Origin of the sequence: Streptomyces sp. NPDC051217 (genome assembly GCF_044455465.1) — a bacterium.
Taxonomy (GTDB): domain Bacteria; phylum Actinomycetota; class Actinomycetes; order Streptomycetales; family Streptomycetaceae; genus Streptomyces.
The window spans coordinates 65,946-82,344 of record NZ_JBITEV010000021.1; the positions used below are offsets into that span (position 1 = coordinate 65,946).

Here is a 16,399-nt window from a genome sequence, read left to right on the forward strand (position 1 = left end):
GGACAAAAAGGGGCGTTTCAGTCCAGTGTATTGCGTGGGAGAGATCTGATCCTTATGGTCCTGCCTGTCAAATGAAGCAGATCCTTCGCCGTTCTACGCGAGGGGTCGGCCTCCCCGGCCGCCGCCTCCACCATGGGCACCGCCCTGGCCGTCGACGGCGGCCCGGACGGGCAGCGAACACGAAAGGAGGGCTGAGGCATGCGACGTTTCGCCGCCGTGATCCGGCTGCGGCCCGAGAAGGAGCCGGAGTACCGCGCACTGCATGCCGCCGCGTGGCCAGGAGTACTCGCCGCCCTCAAGCGCGCCAACATCGGCAACTACTCCATCTTCCTGCGGGACGGCCTCCTCTTCAGCTATCTGGAGTACACGGGGACCGACTACGCCGCCGACACCGCGCTGATCGCCGCCGACCCGGTGACGCGCGAGTGGTGGGCGCTGACCGACCCGTGCCAGCAGCCGCTGGACAGCGCGGCCGAGGGACAGCGGTGGGCCCCCGCCGAGGAGATCTTCCACCTCGATTGAGGGCACGCACCCCGCGTGGGTACGGGTGGCGCCCCGCCCCGTGCTCACCCCCGCTCGCCCGCCCACATCCGCCCGAGCCCGCACCGGGACGTGGGCGCGCGGGCTCCTCACCCAATCCGTCAATCCGTCCACCGGCCATTCCGTCCACCGACCCCGAGGAACGAACGGTGCGCATCGACGCCCATCACCATCTGCGGGACCTGGCCGTGCGCGACCAGCCATGGACCCGCGACGTACCCGCCCTGCGCGGGACCTTCACCGCCGACGAAATACGGCCGGCGCTCGCCCGGAACGCCGTCGACGTCACCGTCGTCGTGCAGACCGTCGCCGAGACGCTCACCGGCCATCTGAGCGCCGCCGAGCGCGAGGCGGTCTTCGGGACGACGGCCGCCCGCTGGTACGGGATCGCCGCGTGAGGGCCCGCCGGCTCGGCGGCACGCGCGTCCTCGTCAGCTCTCTCGGGTTCGGCGGCGCCCCCCTCGGCAATCTCTACGCCCCCCTCGACGACGACCGGGCGGCGGCCGCGGTCGACGCCGCCTGGGACGCAGGGGTGCGCTACTACGACACCGCCCCGCACTACGGCCTCGGCCTGTCGGAACGGCGGCTCGGCGCGGCGCTCGCCCACCGGCCACGGGCGGAGTTCACCGTCTCCACCAAGGTCGGCCGCCTGCTCGAACCCCACCCCGCACCCACCGGATCCGACCTGGCCGCCGGGGGCTTCGCCGTACCGGACAACCTGATCCGCCGGCCCGACTACTCACGTGACGGCGTGCTGCGGAGCCTGGAGAGGAGCCTGACCCGGTTGGGCCTCGACCGGGTGGACATCGTCTACGTCCACGACCCCGAGGAGCACCTGGACGCCGCGCTTCACCAGGCACTTCCCGCTCTGGCGGCCCTGCGCGACGAAGGTGTCATCGGCGCCGTCGGTGTCGGCGCGAACACGGTCGCCCCGCTGCTGCGGGCCGTCGAAGAGGCGGACGTGGACGCGGTGATGGTGGCCGGCCGCTGGACACTCCTCGACCGCACCGCCGCGCCGCTGCTCGACGCGTGCGCGCGGCGGGGCGTCTCGGCCGTCGCCGCGGCACCGTTCAACTCGGGTCTGCTCAGCAGGCCCCGCCCGCCCGACGACTCCTCCTTCGACTACGGTCCCGCCCCCGGGGCGGTGCTGCGGCAGGCCCACCGGCTCGCCGACGTCTGTGCCCGGCACGGCACCGTGCTGCCTCACGCCGCCGTCCGCTTTCCTCTGTGCCACCCCGCCGTGGTCTGCGTTGTCGCGGGCTTCCGCGCCGCCCATGAGGTGGTGTCCGCCGCCCGATGGGCCGGTGACGACCTGTCCGCCGCGGCCTGGTCCGATCTGGACAGGTGCGCCGGGGAGCGGTGATCGGCGTGCGGCAGGGCCGGGCGCCCGGTGGCCGTACCGGGATGTCATGTCGCCGAGGGGATACGTACGCGGAAGGTCGCACCCTCTCCGGGAGCTGTAGTGAGGTCGACGTGGCCGTTGTGCGCGGTGACGATGGCCAGGCCGAGGCCGGCCCCAAACGCGCTATGAGCCCCCGGCAGCTGCGTCGGCCTGCCCGCCTCCGCCGCCCCCTCCCATGGCGCCGCCCTCTGTCACCGTGGTGGCGCTGACGTCGCCGGAGTCGTTCTGGCTGCCCTGCACGGTGACGGTCTCACCGGGCTTCAGATCGGAGACTTCGCCGGTCGTGGACCGGCTGACCTCGGTGGACTTGCCGGTGGTCACCTTGATGACGGCGCCCTGCTGGTCGGTGACGTAGATCGTGCTGCCGTCGATCACCTTGATCGTGCCGACCGTCGTCCCGCTCGCGCCGACGGGCGCCCGTGCACCCGCGCCGCCCTGAGCCCCGCCGGGGCGACCGCCACCACCCCCGGCCGGGGCACCGTTCCCGGTGGAGCCGGACGACTGGTCCTTCTCCACCAGCACGCCCCCGGTGAAGCCCAGTGCCGCGACGACCGCGGCGGTCATGAGCAGGGCGGGCCAGGGGAGTTTGCGCCGGGGCGGGGCGTTCAGCTCGGCACTGATGTCCCGCATGTCCGGAGGATCGGCGAGTACGTCCTCGGGCTGCTCGGCGCCGTCGGGCCGGCCGGCGCCGTCGGTCGGCCCGACGGGACGGGGCGCGTCCGGGATGCCGGGAGCTGTGCCGGGCCCCGGCTCTTCCGGTGGCGCCGGGGCAGGTCCGAGGGGGGCGGCGGCTTTCGCAGAGTGGCGGTGGCGGGCCATGTCCGGGTACTCCTGTTCATACGGCGGATCGTCGTCATCGCGGGGGCGGTGGCCGGTGGCCGCCGCCCCCGGTGCGCCGGTGGTGTCGGGTCGTGCGTCTCACGTCGTGCGTCTCGCGCAGTACGTCTCGCCCCGTACGTTCGGGGGCAGTCGTACGTACGGGGTCATTCGTGCCGCAGGGCCTCGATGGGCCGCAGGCTCGCGGCCCGGTTCGCCGGGTAGCTGCCGAAGAACAGGCCGATGGCCACGGCGATCCCGAGTGAGCCGTAGACGGACGCCGGGATGATCACTGGTTCGATGCCGACGATGCTGAACCGGGAGCCGAGCAGCCCGACGGCGACCCCCAGGCCGCCACCGATCAGCGACAGCAGGGTGGACTCCGTCAGGAACTGGGCGAGGATGACGCCCTTGGGGGCGCCGATCGCCTTGCGGATGCCGATCTCCCGGGTCCGCTCGGTCACGGTCACCAGCATGATGTTGGTGATGCCGATCCCGCCGACCAGCAGCGAGATGGCGGCCACCGCGCCGAGCAGGACGGTGAATGTGTCGTTGGTGGAAGCCTGGGTGGTCAGCAGAGTCGTCTGGCTGCTGACCCGGAAGTCCACCGCGTTCGCCTCGGTGATGCCGTGCCTGCCCATCAGGACGGCGGTGATCTCGCTCTGTGCCGGGGTCGTCGCGTCGGCCGATACGGCTTGCACCAGGATCTGGTTGAGGGAGCCGAAACCGCTGAACGCGTTCTGCACGGTGGGCAGGGGGGCGATCACCACGTCGTCCGGGTCCTGGAATCCGGTGCCGCCCTTGGTGGCCAGCTCACCCACGACCGTGAACGGTGTGCCACCGAGCACCATGGTCTTGCCGACCGGGTCCGCGGTACCGAACACGTTGGTGGCCGTGGTGGAGCCGATCACCGCGACCTTGCGCGAGTCGAGGACGTCGTCGTTGCTGAAGTAGTCGCCCTTGGCGATCTTGCTGTTCGACGCCTCGAAGTACGCGGGGTAGGTGCCGACGACCTGGCCGATGGTGTACGAGGTGCCTTGGTAGACCGCCGTCTGGGAGGTGGTGACCTGGGGGGCGACGGACTTGATGCTCGGTGCCTGCTCGGGATCGGCCAGGGCTGCGGCGTCGTCCACGGTGAGCGGCTTGATCGTGGTCGCGGCGCCCGCGCCGCCGGAACCGCCCGAGGAGATCGTCAGCGAGTTGGTGCCCAGCTTCTCGATGGAGTCCTTCACGGCCTGCGAGGAGCCGTTGCCGACCGCGAGCAGCAGGATGACAGCGGCGACACCGATGAGGACGCCGAGCATGGTCAGCGAGGAGCGCACCTTGTTGGCCGCCAGGCCGGCCACCGCGAACCGCACAGTCTCGAAGGGATTCACTGGTACTCACCTCCGGGCGCGGTACCCAGCAGCGCGGTCGGCCGATCGGCCTGTTGAGCCTCGGGCCGGGCGGTGTACTCGGCCCGGTCGAAGCCGCCGGGGTCCCGCAGCGCGGGTGGCGGTCCCTCGACGGGCGCCTGTCGTACGTCCGCGACGATCTGGCCGTCCACCAGGCGGATCACCCGCTTGGCGTGCCGGGCCACCTCGTCCTCGTGCGTGATCATCACCACGGTGCGGCCGGTGGCGTTGAGCCGGTCGATGATGCCGAGCACCTCGTCGGTGCTGCGGCTGTCGAGGTTTCCGGTCGGCTCGTCGGCCAGCAGTATGGCCGGCGAGGTGACGAGGGCGCGGGCGACCGCGACGCGTTGCTGCTGGCCTCCGGAGAGCTGGTTGGGCCGGTGATCGAGCCGGTCGCCGAGACCCACGACGGTGAGTGCGGCCACCGCCCGGCGGCGGCGTTCCGCCGCTTTCACCCCGGCGTAGGCCAGCGGCAGTTCGACCTGGGCGAGCGCGTTCGTGCGCGGCACCAGGTTGAACGACTGGAAGACAAAACCGATCTTGCGGTTACGGACCAGCGACAGCTGGCTCTCGTCCAGCCCGCCCACATCGATGCCGTCCAGCAGATACCGGCCGGCGGTCGGCATGTCCAGACAGCCCACGATGTTCATCAGCGTGGACTTGCCGGACCCTGAACTGCCCATGACGGCCACCAGGTCACCTTGCATCACGGTCAGGTCGACACCGGCCCGTTCGCCGGTGACCGGATCCACCGGTCCGGACAGCGCGTGCACCGCGCCGCCGCCCTCTCCGTAACTCTTCACCAGTGACCGCACTTCGATGACCGGTGGCGGGCCCCAGGGGCTCGTCTCCTCGGCCGTCCCGTTCTCCTCGGCCGTTCCGGCCGCCTCGGTAGCCTCGGACCCTTCGGTCCCTCTCGTACGCCGTCGGCGTAGCAGCGGGCTCATCCCCGGCCTCCGCCGCCGGCCGCGCCGGCACCGCCGGCGCCGCCCCGGCCACCGCCACCGCCACCCGCGCCACCGGCGCCGCCGGGGAACGTGCCGCCGGGGAATCCGCCGCTGCCCGCCGAGGCGACACTCTCGATCTGCACCTGCTGGCCCTCGGTCAGACCACTGGTGATCTCGTCGTCGGTGTCGCCCTGAAGTCCCACGGTGACCTTGACGACCTCGGTGGTGCCGTCCTCGTTCTTCACCGTGACGGTGCGGTTCGCGCCCGTACCGCTGACAGCGGCGGCCGTGACATGCAGTGCGTCGGACGCCTCACCGGTGACCACCTGGACGTTCGCGCTCAGCCCGGACCGCAGCCCGGTGGTCGAACCGTCGATGGCCAGGGTGGCCGCGTACTGCACGGCGGTGCCGCTCGATCCGCCCGACCCGCCGCTGCTGGTGCTGCTGTCGGTCGACAGCGAACTGACCGAGAGGACCTTGGCGTTGAGGATCTTCTCCGCGTCGGCGTTCAGGGTGACCGTGGCGGCCTGTCCCTGCTTCAGCTTCAGCGCGTCCGTCTCGGAGAAATTGGCCGTCACCTGCATACCGGTGGGGTTGGTGATGACGACGAAGCCCGTCGGAGCCGACGTGGCCGTGGTCGTCGTCGACGTCGCGGACGAGGAGGACGACGAACCGCTGGTGGAGCCCGAGCCGCTGGTACCGGAGACGGTCTCTCCGACCGCGCCCTCCACCGAGGCCACCGTGCCGCTGACCGGGGCGGTCAGTTCCGTTCCGTCCAGGGCCTGGTGCGCCGTTTCCACCGCGTTCTCGGCCTGTGCCACCTGGGCCTCCGCCTGGGCGACCGCGGACGGATCGACCGTCGTGACGGGGGAGGGATCGGGATCGGTCTGCCCGCCGGAACCGCTGACCGCCTGGCCGTCCTCCGCCTTGGTCAGATTCGCCTCGGCGGCGGTCAGCGCCGCCTCCTGCTCGGCGAGGCTCTGCTCGGCCGAGGACGGGTCGACCTTCGCGAGCACCTGCCCCTTGGTGACCTTGTCACCAGGTTCGACCTTCACCTCCGTCAGAGTGCCGCCGGTGGTGAAGTTGGCGCCGGCGTCACTGGGGGAGGCGAGCGACCCCGAGCCGGAGACCGTTGCCAGGACGGTGCCTTTGGTGACCGTCACCGTACGTTCGCTTGTGGTGGCGGGGGCGGTGTCGTCGCTGTTGACCGCCGCATAGGCACCGGCGGCGGCTCCCAGGAGCGCGACGCCGAGCACCAGGTTCGTCATGACGGTCTTGCGCCGCCGTGGAAGCACTCTCATGGCAGGGAGACTGGCCGCCCGGCCTGTCGAAACCCTGGCAGTTACCTGTGAACTCTCTGAGGTGGCGGCCATCTCGGCCGTACATCTCGCGGTGGCGAAACGGTCTTTTACGGTGCGAGACAGCCCAACTTGCCCCGTGAGCTCGGTTCATGTTCCCAGGAAACTCCTGGGTTACTGACAGCCCACTGCTAAACGGACGGGGTTGAGTAACGCGGCGGTGGTCCGCCACCGCCCCATCACCGCCTGCCCGAGGAGACCGGCCATGTTCCGCACCACTCGCTGTTCCGCGGTGTCCGCGGCGATCGTCGCCACCGCCGCTCTGCTGTTGAGCGGCTGTTCGTCGTCTTCCACCGATGCCGCGTCGTCGTCGGCTTCGGCGTCGGACGGCGCGCAAGACATGGATGCCTACCGGCAGTGTCTTGAGGAGCAGGGAGTGACGCTCCCGGGCGGTCGGCCCGGCGGGCGGCCCAGTGACCGCCCCAGCGGGCGGCCGAGCGACCGGCCGAGCGGCGCCGCCGGCAACGGTGGTGGCGGCGGCTTCGGCGGGGGTCAGTCGGCCGACCCGGAGTTCCAGAAGGCGGAGGAGGCTTGCGCGAGCCTGCGCCCGCAGGGTGGTGGCGGCGGGGGCGGCAACGCGGACGCGTCGGCCGTCGCCGCGTTCACCAGCTGTATGAAGGACCACGGGGTCGAGCTGCCGTCCGCGTCACCCGGCTCCGAGGGCGACGTCGTGGACGGCCTGAACACCGCCGACACCAAGACCGCCGCCGCGTACACGGCCTGCGAGGACCTGCTCCCCCAGAGCTCGACGGACCAGCCCGCGCCGAGCGCGAGCTCGTCGTCCTGACGCCGGCCTTCCTGGTATCGCGACATGACCGCACGCCACGCGGCGCCGAACGCCGCCACCTCCAACCGGCCCCGGGCCATGATCTTCGCCGGCATCACGCTCGTACTTCTCCTGACGACGCTCGTGGTGGCGCGGGGTGCCGACGGGTGGAGCGAAGACGCCGCTCCCGTCGCGGCCGCTTCCCGGCCCACGCCGTCGCTGTCGTCGTCCCCGTCACCCGACGCCGAGCAGGTGGCTGAGGACGCCAGGAACGAGGCGCTCACCGACCGGCTCAAGACGCTGGACACGGGCGGAGCCACGCTGTCCGTCACCGTGCTCGACCTCTCGGACGGTCGCTCCGCCCACTACAACGTCAACTCGGGCCTGACCTACGACACCGCGAGCATCGTCAAGATCGACATACTGGCGACACTGCTGCTCCAGGCCCAGGACGACGGGCGCGCCCTGACCGCGCGGGAGAAGTCGTACGCCGTCCCCATGATCGTCGACAGCGACAACGCCGCGGCGGACGCCCTGTGGGAGATCATCGGCGGCTCGGACGGCCTGAACGCCGCCAACGAGCGTCTGGGCCTGACCGGAACGACCGCGGGCACCGGCCCCCTGTGGGGACTCACCCAGACCACGGCCGCCGACCAGCTGACGCTGCTGTCCGACATCTTCGGGAACATCTCTGAACTCACCGCCGACTCGCAGGACTACATACGCGATCTGATGGGCGGGATTTCGGACGGACAGGACTGGGGAGTCTCCGCGGCGGGCGACCCCACAGGTCTCAAGAACGGCTGGCTGGAGCGCAGCGCGACGAGCCTGTGGGACATCAGCAGCGTCGGCGAGGTGACCATCGGAGACCACCCCTGCCTGCTCGCCGTCCTGTCGAAGGACAACGCCGGGATGGACGCCGGAATCTCCCTCGTGGAGAAGGCGGCGAAAGAGACCGCGTCCGTCATGGAGCAGTCGGAGAATCCGGCCTCGCCGTCGTCATGACGGCCGACCGGCCGCCCGCGGGCCGGCGGCCACCAGACCGACGAGTGGCCCCTGGCGCCCCCGCTGGCCATGGCGTGCAGGCGGTGGAATGAGGAGCGGAGAGGGAGTACCTGCACCTCTTCAATACGGCTGAATTACCCACCGAAAACAGCCTTGGCAACGAATTGAGGTCGGGGAAGCGCCTCCGGCACGCGTCTCCGCAGCGTCTGCCGGCAGTGGACATGTGTACGGGCAGCAGGGCGAAGCGTCGGCTGTTGAGCCCGTTGTGCGGGCCGCTGTGACGAAGTGAACGGCCGGGCCGTGGTGTTGGCCGGAGGTAACGACAGTGCGCTGCGCAGATGGGGCCTTCCAGCCAGGGGTGGATCGGTTCACCCATGACGGCAGCGTGCAGGCACTGGGAACCGCGTGCGCCTGTCCGGACCTCCGGCTGCAACCAAGGAGTGCATTCACTGACAAGTGGGCTGTCGGGAAGGCTCCTGTCGGGTTCTTCGAGCCATCGCCTGCTGGCCAACGGCACTCTGCAAACGTCCGCCCAGTTGACCTGTCACCGCACGACACCGAAGCGCACACTCTTCGCGGTTACCACTCGCCCTCGGTGGGTGGCTGGCATGATCGAGGTCTGACAACACGCTGGCGGCGAATCGACGGGGCGGCACATGGTGAGGTCAGTACCGTGTCATCAACCTGGCTGGTACCGGGCGCTGGTGATCGGGGTTAAGGGCCAGAAACCGAGCCTCCAGGGCCTCGATGAGGACGTACAGGAGTGGCGGCAGCTGGATTACGCGCCAAACTGCACCTCGCAGGTGCGCGATGCGCTGGGCAGGTACGGATACGCAGCCCAACTATCCGGCGGTGACCCAGGTCCCTCGGCCGCGGCGTTACAAGCGGCAGTGTCGTCTGTCCGTGACACTGGACCGGGCTTCGTAGTGGTCCATCTACTCGCCCACGGCAATGTAGGCAATAGCGGCGGTGTATACGTGATCGGCGGGGACGGCCGCCGAACCGATCAAGACATCGAGCAGTGGCTAAAGCTGGTCGAAGATGCTGAGCCGCACATCGAGCCGCCGCTGGTCTTGTTTCTGCTCGACCTGTGCCACTCCGGCGGACCTGCCCGGCTCAATTGGCAGCAGGTCATGCGCGTCAACCTCCGCCGAACCTGGGTGATCGCCGCTGCGGAGCCCGGCAAGCCGGCCTACAACGGCTGGCTTTCGCAAGCCGTTGCGGAGGTACTGGAAGAGTTTCAGAACGACACGCTGCGCGTCGACCCGTCGCTGCAGCACATTCCCATCTCCCGGTTCTGCAGGGAGGTCGCGAAGCGGGTTGAGCGCTACGTCGCCGAAGGCTCCGGTGTGGAGCAGCTGGTGCAGACACCGTTGACTCCTGCGGGCACCGACCTTTCACACCTGACTTTCTTCCCCAACCCGCGCTATGTCGCCGGAGAAACAGGAGAGGAGGCGCAGGAAGGCGAAGCATCGTCTCCAGCCCCTGAGCTGGTGGATCTACTGGACGAAGCGGTGGACTTCCGGCACTTCACGGGCCGGGGCTCCGGCGCCGAGCCGGTCTTCGGTCGTGTCGGCCCCGGTTTCTTCCGCGGCCGTGAGGCAGAAGCGGCTCAGCTGGCCGACTGGTTACGCGGCAAGGGCACCGCACTGCGGGTGGTCACCGGCAAACCAGGTGTGGGCAAGTCAGCACTGTTGGGGGTATTGGTGTGCGCTGCCCACCCGGCCATGCGGCCGCACACCATTGAGCTGTGGAGGCGCCGGCTGGCCGACCCCCCGCCGGCAGTGACGGATCTGGCGGTGGTGCACGCCCGGCGGCGTTCGGTGACCGACGTGCTAGCAGCGATGGCCCGTCAGTGGGGACTGGCGACCGTCGCAGGTGAGACTGCCGAGGAGGTCGCCGCGGTTCTCGGCAACCGCGAGGCGCCGCCGACACTGGTGATCGACGCGGTTGATGAGGCGCAGGATCCGCAAGAGTTGATGACGGTGCTGCTCACGCTGATCGACGCGCGGCGCACGGACGGGCGCCCGGTGTGCCGGCTGCTGGTCGGCGTTCGGCCCGAGCGCCGATTTGGCCCGCTATTGAGGCGGGCTCGGCGGGCGCGAGGCCGCCTCGATCTGGGGAGAGTACCTCGCGGAAGGCTCCGGGAGGAGTTGTACGCCTATGTCCGGGAGTTGTTGGCCGCCACCGAGACGTATGGGGTGGCCGCCTCCGAGGGGTTGGCCGAAGAACTGGCCCGAGGTATCTCGGGCGCGTTGACTCGGCGGCGGCGCGCGGAGGTCGGGGAGTTCTTGGCAGCGGCGCTGTATGTGCGGCATGTGTTGGATCGGTCCGTGCCCGAATCCGCTATCGCAGCGCGCAGGCTTGGTGCGGCTGTCCCGCGCGACCTGCGTGAACTAATGGAGTTGGACCTGTCGCAGCGTCTGGATGCGCCGTGGCTTCGGCCGGTGCTGACCACGCTCGCCTTCGCTCAGGGCAGTGGAATGCCTGAGGAGGTCATCCACGCGGCAGTGGGGGCGTTCCGGCCAAGGGGACTGGGTGAGGACACCTCTTCCATGGATGACGTCCGCTCGGCCTTGGAGGGTGGGCGGTTCTATCTGCGCAGGGACGTGGACCGGGAGGGATATACACGCTACCGCCTCTTCCACCAGGGCTTGGCGGATCAGTTGCGTACGGCCACCGGCGCCGGAGCGATCTGGCCGCGGCTGCTCGCTCACAGCGAGCGGTGGTCAACGGCCCAGCCCTACCTGCTGGAGTACGCCGCGCACCATGCCGCTGAGGCTGGGCTGCTGGAGGAGCTGCTCGAGGACTGTGAGTTCCTGGTGCACGCTGACGCGCGTTCGCTGGAGTCGCTGCTCGCCTCGTTCTATCGGGTCCGCAAAAGGCGTGACGATCGCGAGCCGCAACAGACAGCTGAGCTGTACGTTTGGTCCGCCGCCGCTCATCGGGATCGTCATCCCGGCGAGCGCAGGCAGCTCTTGGCCGTTGTTGCAGCGCAGGCAGGGTTAGTTGAGTTGGCTGCGGCTCTCACCGGAGCCCGCCCCTGGCGTCCCCGGAAGATCGGCACGGTACCGAAGGGCTACTGGGAGGCTCCTCGGAGTTTGGACGGGGACATAGGCTTGTTGCAGGGCGGCGGCTCCAAACATGTTCAAGTCAATGGCATAGCGGCCGTAGATCTAGGTGGCCGCCCCCTGGTGATCTCCGTAGCAGGCGACGATTTGGTGCGTTTTTGGGACGTACGGGAGGGGCGGGAGATCGGTGGACCTTCCCGCAGCGGGGGATTACTCAACGGCGGTGTGCTGTGTTGCGGGACTTCCGACGGCGATCTCGTTGTCCTGGCTGATGGCCCGTTCAGGGAGTTGAATCTCTGGAAGGTGCGGAATCCGGAACAAGCGTTGGACAAACGAAAACCTGTAGATTTCACCTTCCACGTTGATGAGAGCTTCTCGGGTGAGAGGGAGCGGATTGAGGACATCGTCTGCACCTCGGTGCAGGACCGACCTATTGCCGTCTCTGGTGGAAGTCGCCGTACTGGCCGGGGGCTTCCTGCGGCCGGGGTTGTGCGCTGTTGGGATCTGCGGGACCTGACAGAGTGGGGTGAACCGCTTCTCGGCCACCGAGGCGCTGTGCGGGCCGTTGCCGCTGTCACCATCGGCGGCCATCCGCATGCGGTGACCGGGGGCGAGGACGGCACGGTCCGCCTATGGGACCTCGAAACCGGCACCGGCGTCACGATCACCGGTCATAGCGGACCGGTACGGACGTTGACGACGCTGGTCCTCAGCGGCCGTCCGTGTGCGGTCACTGGCGGCGATGACGGCACAGTCCAGGTCTTGGACCTGGAAACCAGCACGAGAGTCAACACGTTCACCGGTCACGAAGGAAGAGTTCGTCACATCATACCGGCGATGCTTCAGGACCGTCCCCACGCGGTCACTGGCGGCGATGACGGCACGGTCCGCCTATGGGATCTGGAGGCTGGTTCAGAGGCCGACACGATGTGGTTGCCGGGCAAGCCGCGCGGGCTAACGGTGACCACGGACGGCTCAATTGTCGTCGCCCTGGATGCAACGATCATCGCACTGGAGTCTGGCTCGCCCCTGCCGCAGATACGACCCATCGATCCCCTGCTGTTTCCCTGACCTGTACTGGAGGAAGCCCGTATGGCCCTGATCCTCGGCGTCCACGGCATCTGGAACCACGTAGCTGGGCACACGCCGCAGGAGATCGCCCAGGCCCGCGCCGCTACGTGGGCGACCCATCTCAGTGCCGGGATCGGGCGCGATCTCACCACCGAAGACGTGGCATACGCCTACTACGCGCACCACCTGCACCGAGAACTCCCCGTCGTCCAAGGAGCCGCCGACGAACTGCTGGACCACCTGACCCTGGACGAGATCGAGCTTGTAACCCACTGGCTAGAGGCCCTCGACCTGCCCCAGGCCACCCCTCAAGGCAAGCTGGCCGTTCCACTGCGCACAGCCGCGGCCCTGGTGGCCCGGCACTTCAGCCTGAACGGGCGGCTAACCAGAGCGTTCATCGCCACCTGCTTCCGGGAAGTTGCTGCCTACCTGCGGGGCGACCTCGCCGACGCCCCGGCGCGGGCAGCTGCCCGAGAGGAGGTCGCCTCGATGATCGCCACACACCAGCCCCGGATAGTTATCGCACACTCACTGGGCACCGTCGTCACATACGAGGCGCTCCACGCTCATCCCGAGCTGACTGTCGAACTGTTGCTCACCCTCGGCTCACCGCTTGCCCTCCCGCACGGCGTCTTCCACCGGCTGCTGCCCGCACCCGTCGATGGCATCGGAGCCCGGCCGCCTGGGGTGGCACGCTGGGTCAACATCGCTGACCATGGCGACCCGATTGCCGTCCTGCGCCCGCTGAAGCGGTACTTCCCCGGCGTGGACCACGACCTTCCGGGCAGTATTGGCGCGTTCGATTTTCACCGCGCCGCTGGCTACCTGCGCAGTGCGGCTGTCGCCGATACTCTCGCTCCCCTGCTGTAACCGGCCGGCCGGAGGGCGAACTACTTCCCTCAAAGTGGGACGACTTGGTGGTCAGCCGAGCTGGTCCGCGTGCTGGGCAGCATGCGGACCGGGTGTCAGTTACCTATCTACTTGCAACAAAGCTGGAGCGCTGAGCCGGGGTGACTGGCTGAGAAAAGCGGGAATCCAGGTCACCGACCGGGCCGTCGCCCGGTGGAAAGACGGTACACAGCGCCCCCGCTCTGCCAACCTTCTCAAGATCAACCAGGCGTTCTGGTCATGCCGGCGCGCCGACCTCGTCGACCACTACAAGCAGCGCCTGTGGGACAACGGCCGCGGATCCAGGATCGAGATCTACCCCGTCGACCAGGAGGCGGTCCAGCCCGGCAGGCAGCGTGCACTGCGCATGCGCCGTATCAATATACGGGTGAGTTGTTGTTGGACCGCCGGTTCGTGACCGGGCTGCAGGCCGGCTGTCTGGCTGTACTCGCGCCATCGGGTGAGTTCGGTGGTGCGTGGCTGGCGTTCGCCGAGCAGGCCTGGATGAGGGTGGCGTTGAGGGTGAGCAGGCGCTGGTCGAGCCAGTCCCGGCGGACGATGAGGGTGTCGACGGTTCCGGTGGGCCGGTGACCGGTCAGGGCCCGCACCACCCGGGTGCCTTCGCTGGTGTACCAGTCGCCGTTGTCGGGGTCGCGCGTCAGACCTGCGCCGTCCAGGAGCCGATCGGAGGGGGAGGGTGAGTGCGACGGGTGCGTCGAGAGAGCAGTCGTGGCCGCTTGCCTCCTAGTTGTACTCCTGGACGGACGGCACTGCCAGAAGCGGCTGCCCGTCGGTGTCGCAAGCGATTTCACGCGGATCTTCAGCGGGTGGGGGAGTGATGCTGTCCGCACCCGGCGTCCCGCTCCAGCGTTCGGCCGGCTTGTGCAGCTGCTCATGCTTGGTGGTGTCCTTGGCGTACCCGAGCCGCCCCAGAAGGTCGAGGTACTCCCGTGCGCTGGTGGCGTCGTTGTCCGGCGGTGTGGTCCTGCGCTCGGGGAGGGTGGGTGGCTGCGGCGCGGAGGAGGAGTCCGGCGCAAGGGTGTCGGGGTCGGCGCCGTAGTCGCCCAGGTCGGGCAGCCCGCTGTCTTGCTGCAGCCAGTCGGCAAGCTGATCGGTCTCGCGCACCGCCTGCCGCTGCACCTGCGCCCGCGCCTGGGTACAGGTCAAGCACCACTACGGCCTCACCGTCAACTCCACGGAGAAGAGCTCGCTGTCCTCCGTTCTCAAAGCTGCTGACCCGACGGGCACCAGTTCGCCTGGACGGCCGCGGTGTGGGTGTCAGCTGCCTGGTACTTCCGCTGCCTACCCGCTCCTGGTAGTCGTCCGTGCCGGACTTCGGTTCTCCGCCTGAACCGGCGGTGCCGACATCAGCTCTCTCGCCTCGACTCCCCAGATGGGGAGTCGAGGCGGAATGCCGGCAATAGCAAGGCGCGCGTCCTCGGGAGAAGGACATCGAGTGCTTGGAGGACGCCCTCTCTTCCTTTTGTGTGATAAGCGGCGTGGTGTGGCCGGTGGACAGCTTTCGCAGCCGGAGCCGACGCCTTCAGCGATTGAGCGCGGGAAGGGCTGGCCAGGCCGGTGAGCGTGATGCGGTCGACCGATTTGGTGAGGGTGTGGGTCCGGCCACCACGTAAGTATTTCAACGCGGTCACGGCGGCCGGGCAGGTCGTCCCGGAGTTGGTCGCGGACATGCTCGTGATGCACGCCCCACGGGCAGGCAGAGCGGGGTTCACGTTCCGGTGGCGCTGCCCTGTTCGCCGTGTCGGCACGTCGGCTGGGTGGAGGGTGAGGTTTGGGGGCGTGCCGGGCGTAGTGGTTGGAAGTAGTGGGTGAACGTCCAGGCGCCGACGCGGCTGCCGGTGTGGCATCCGTTGACGTCCGCTGTGCGGAAGTGGATTCCGGCCCAGACGCGGGCGTTGATCATGTCCTCGTTGAGCTGGTCGGCGTATTCGTAGTGCCGTGTGGTGCCGGTGACTTCGGAGGGGATGGTGAGGTCGAGGCGGGTGGTGCCGAGGATCCCGGTCAGGGTTCGGGTCACGGCGCCGGCGACCGCGGCGTGGCCGCTGATGTAGTCGGGGTGTGGTGGCGTGACGAGCAGCGGTTCCCAGCGAGGGTCGGCTTCGGTCGCGGGGTTGCCGTCGGTGCCGGCCAGGTGGATGGCGGTGATCGGCCGCCAGAGTCCGTAGTGGAGTTTGGCGTCCCATGCAGTGACGACGGCGTCGGTTGCCGCCGCGTTCGCCGCGGCGAACATCCGTGCTGTCTCGGCGATGCTGAAGTGGTGACGCGCGGTGTGGTCACGGAACGCCGTCTGGAGCTGTACCACCAGGTTGCCCCCGAAGAACAGGGCGGTCTCGGTCTGGTGCGCGGTACGGGCCGAGCCGGTCTTCGCCCCCATGGTCTTGACCTCGTTCACGTCCCGGGCGTAGCGGGCCGAGGAAAGGGCGGGCGGCTTGCCGGGACGGAACTGGTCCGGTGAGGTGAGCGTCAGTGGTCGCAGTCCGGCGAGCCAGGTGTCCAGGAAGGGCAGGTGGGCGGGCGGGGCGGGCCGCCAGATGCCGGGCGCGGGCGCAGCGGTGAACTCCACCGGCGCGAACCGCCCGTCTCCTTCGCGCAGGTCGATGAGGTGGTCGGCGGCATGTTTCCCGAAGGCCACTCCCTGGCTCTTCGCGCTGCTGTCGGGGATCTTGGCGAGGGAGTCGGTGTACGCGGCGTCGAGCGGGGCCCGGGAGGCGGGAAAGTAGGTGAGCAGTACGCGGTGGGCGGCGGTCACGGCCGCGGCCTCGGGCGATGCGGTGGAGGGCCCGCGCGCCCGCCACTTGTACGGGGCGTAGTGGCCCTGGATGCCGACCACGGCGTTGTAGACGGCGGTCGAGACGAAGCCGTGCCAGATGGCCGCCTGCCCTGAGGGGTGTGTGGCGCCGAGGTTGGTGCTGATGGTGTCGGTGGCGATGGCGTTCCAATCGCGGATCGCCCCGGGGTCCGCTGAAGGCGGCGGGCTGCTGCCGGCGGTGGCTGTGGGGCCGGCCACGGCCGTGATGGCGAGCAGCAGAAGTGATGTGACAGCGCCGATGACGGCCCGTCTGCTCGAACGAGAAGTACCCATAATTGACATAACAGCTAAATGCGCAGATGGTCACGCCA

Annotated in this window: 14 protein-coding genes; 7 read left to right on the forward strand and 7 right to left on the reverse strand. The window is 69.1% G+C overall.

Annotation, left to right across the window (positions count from 1 at the left end; genetic code table 11):
• Nucleotides 1-198 precede the first annotated feature (198 nt).
• The 3 genes from ACIBBB_RS33205 (at nucleotide 199) to ACIBBB_RS33215 (ending at nucleotide 1,903) form a co-directional block, all read left to right on the forward strand.
• Entirely contained in the window at nucleotides 199-522 is a 324-nt protein-coding gene (locus ACIBBB_RS33205; protein WP_398988641.1) for an L-rhamnose mutarotase, read from the forward strand.
• 167 nt (nucleotides 523-689) lie between these two features.
• Complete coding sequence (locus ACIBBB_RS33210; RefSeq protein ID WP_398988643.1) at nucleotides 690-938, forward strand: hypothetical protein; 249 nt, start codon at nucleotides 690-692, stop codon at nucleotides 936-938.
• Entirely contained in the window at nucleotides 935-1,903 is a 969-nt protein-coding gene (locus ACIBBB_RS33215) for an aldo/keto reductase (RefSeq protein WP_398988645.1), read from the forward strand. Before ACIBBB_RS33210 ends, ACIBBB_RS33215 begins: the two co-directional genes overlap by 4 nt.
• A 162-nt stretch (nucleotides 1,904-2,065) precedes the next feature.
• On the opposite strand, the gene ACIBBB_RS33220 is transcribed toward ACIBBB_RS33215, so the two are convergent.
• The 4 genes from ACIBBB_RS33220 to ACIBBB_RS33235 all read right to left on the reverse strand — a co-directional run bounded on the left by ACIBBB_RS33220 (nucleotide 2,066) and on the right by ACIBBB_RS33235 (nucleotide 6,400).
• Nucleotides 2,066-2,761, reverse strand: a complete 696-nt coding sequence (locus ACIBBB_RS33220; protein WP_398988647.1) for a hypothetical protein — start codon at nucleotides 2,759-2,761, stop codon at nucleotides 2,066-2,068.
• 164 nt (nucleotides 2,762-2,925) lie between these two features.
• On the reverse strand, nucleotides 2,926-4,134 hold the full coding sequence (locus ACIBBB_RS33225; RefSeq protein ID WP_398988649.1) for an ABC transporter permease: 1,209 nt from the start codon (nucleotides 4,132-4,134) through the stop codon (nucleotides 2,926-2,928).
• Nucleotides 4,131-5,099 (reverse strand): ABC transporter ATP-binding protein, encoded by a 969-nt coding sequence (locus ACIBBB_RS33230; protein WP_398988651.1) that lies wholly within the window; start codon nucleotides 5,097-5,099, stop codon nucleotides 4,131-4,133. Before ACIBBB_RS33230 ends, ACIBBB_RS33225 begins: the two co-directional genes overlap by 4 nt.
• Nucleotides 5,096-6,400 carry an efflux RND transporter periplasmic adaptor subunit gene (locus ACIBBB_RS33235; protein WP_398988653.1) on the reverse strand — a complete coding sequence of 435 codons (1,305 nt, stop codon included), beginning with the start codon at nucleotides 6,398-6,400 and terminating at the stop codon, nucleotides 5,096-5,098. Before ACIBBB_RS33235 ends, ACIBBB_RS33230 begins: the two co-directional genes overlap by 4 nt.
• A 262-nt stretch (nucleotides 6,401-6,662) precedes the next feature.
• On the opposite strand from ACIBBB_RS33235, the gene ACIBBB_RS33240 reads away from it, so the two are divergent.
• The 4 genes from ACIBBB_RS33240 to ACIBBB_RS33255 all read left to right on the forward strand — a co-directional run bounded on the left by ACIBBB_RS33240 (nucleotide 6,663) and on the right by ACIBBB_RS33255 (nucleotide 13,240).
• A complete protein-coding gene (locus ACIBBB_RS33240; protein ID WP_398988655.1) occupies nucleotides 6,663-7,244 on the forward strand; it encodes a hypothetical protein in 582 nt (193 codons plus the stop codon).
• 24 nt (nucleotides 7,245-7,268) lie between these two features.
• Complete coding sequence (locus ACIBBB_RS33245) at nucleotides 7,269-8,228, forward strand: serine hydrolase (protein ID WP_398988657.1); 960 nt, start codon at nucleotides 7,269-7,271, stop codon at nucleotides 8,226-8,228.
• 977 nt (nucleotides 8,229-9,205) lie between these two features.
• Nucleotides 9,206-12,370, forward strand: coding sequence for a hypothetical protein (locus ACIBBB_RS33250; RefSeq protein ID WP_398988659.1), 3,165 nt, complete (start codon nucleotides 9,206-9,208; stop codon nucleotides 12,368-12,370).
• Nucleotides 12,371-12,391: 21 nt separating this feature from the next.
• The gene (locus ACIBBB_RS33255) at nucleotides 12,392-13,240 is read left to right on the forward strand and encodes a hypothetical protein (protein ID WP_398988661.1); all 849 of its coding nucleotides are present in this window, start codon (nucleotides 12,392-12,394) and stop codon (nucleotides 13,238-13,240) included.
• Between the two features lie 395 nt (nucleotides 13,241-13,635).
• Here ACIBBB_RS33255 and ACIBBB_RS33260 read toward each other — a convergent pair whose 3' ends face one another.
• The 3 genes from ACIBBB_RS33260 to ACIBBB_RS33270 form a co-directional block, all read right to left on the reverse strand.
• Entirely contained in the window at nucleotides 13,636-13,866 is a 231-nt protein-coding gene (locus ACIBBB_RS33260; RefSeq protein WP_398988662.1) for a hypothetical protein, read from the reverse strand.
• Nucleotides 13,867-14,002: 136 nt separating this feature from the next.
• On the reverse strand, nucleotides 14,003-14,425 hold the full coding sequence (locus tag ACIBBB_RS33265) for a hypothetical protein (protein ID WP_398988664.1): 423 nt from the start codon (nucleotides 14,423-14,425) through the stop codon (nucleotides 14,003-14,005).
• Between the two features lie 562 nt (nucleotides 14,426-14,987).
• Nucleotides 14,988-16,361 carry a vanadium-dependent haloperoxidase gene (locus ACIBBB_RS33270; RefSeq protein ID WP_398988666.1) on the reverse strand — a complete coding sequence of 458 codons (1,374 nt, stop codon included), beginning with the start codon at nucleotides 16,359-16,361 and terminating at the stop codon, nucleotides 14,988-14,990.
• Nucleotides 16,362-16,399 lie beyond the last annotated feature (38 nt).

Coding starts and splice junctions, on each gene's coding strand:
- ACIBBB_RS33230 (WP_398988651.1), bottom strand. CDS start 5,099: ATGAGCCCGCTGCTACGCCGACGGCGTACGAGAGGGACCGAAGGGTCC.
- ACIBBB_RS33270 (WP_398988666.1), bottom strand. CDS start 16,361: ATGGGTACTTCTCGTTCGAGCAGACGGGCCGTCATCGGCGCTGTCACA.
- ACIBBB_RS33255 (WP_398988661.1), top strand. CDS start 12,392: ATGGCCCTGATCCTCGGCGTCCACGGCATCTGGAACCACGTAGCTGGG.
- ACIBBB_RS33235 (WP_398988653.1), bottom strand. CDS start 6,400: ATGAGAGTGCTTCCACGGCGGCGCAAGACCGTCATGACGAACCTGGTG.
- ACIBBB_RS33205 (WP_398988641.1), top strand. CDS start 199: ATGCGACGTTTCGCCGCCGTGATCCGGCTGCGGCCCGAGAAGGAGCCG.
- ACIBBB_RS33245 (WP_398988657.1), top strand. CDS start 7,269: ATGACCGCACGCCACGCGGCGCCGAACGCCGCCACCTCCAACCGGCCC.
- ACIBBB_RS33240 (WP_398988655.1), top strand. CDS start 6,663: ATGTTCCGCACCACTCGCTGTTCCGCGGTGTCCGCGGCGATCGTCGCC.
- ACIBBB_RS33220 (WP_398988647.1), bottom strand. CDS start 2,761: ATGGCCCGCCACCGCCACTCTGCGAAAGCCGCCGCCCCCCTCGGACCT.